The 468-nt window shown below is 76.3% G+C and carries 1 protein-coding gene; it reads right to left on the bottom strand.

Going from position 1 to position 468, the window contains the following annotated elements:
- Positions 1-13 precede the first annotated feature (13 nt).
- On the bottom strand, positions 14-468 hold a 455-nt coding region (locus I6F16_RS37550), incomplete at its 5' end, for an HAD family phosphatase (RefSeq protein ID WP_225174781.1).

The raw sequence follows: 468 nt of genomic DNA, 5'->3' as shown, positions 1-468 counted from the left end.
GTGTAGACGATCTTCACGAGGCCACCGCGATCCCGCGGTCGTCGGCCGCCGGCGTGCGCCCGTCCGGGCGCAGCAGCGCGACCAGCTCGTCCCAGGAGTCCACGAGCGCGCTGACGCCGGCCCGCTGCAGGTCCTCGGCCCGCTGCGCCCGCTCGTCGGCCGGCACGAAGCAGAGCATGCCGACGGTGGGGATGCCCGCGGCCACGGCCGACTGGGCGCCGGGGACGGCGTCCTCCACCGCGATCGCCGACGAGGGGTCCAGGCCCAACCGGCGCAGCGTCAGCTGGTAGACGGCCGGGTCCGGCTTGCTGGTGGGGACCGGCAGTGAGTCCTGGGCGCTGAACCGGCGGGCGGCCGGGAACAGGTCGGCGAGGTCGGTCGCCTCGAGGCACGCGTCGATCCGCGTCAGGGCGCTCGAGGTGACCAGGGCCAGCCCGAGGTCCTGGTGCAGGGCGCGCAGGGCGGCCG

Origin of the sequence: Bradyrhizobium sp. IC4060 (assembly GCF_020193715.1) — a bacterium.
GTDB lineage: Bacteria > Pseudomonadota > Alphaproteobacteria > Rhizobiales > Xanthobacteraceae > Bradyrhizobium > Bradyrhizobium yuanmingense.
This window is presented reverse-complemented; position numbering and strand designations above follow the sequence as displayed.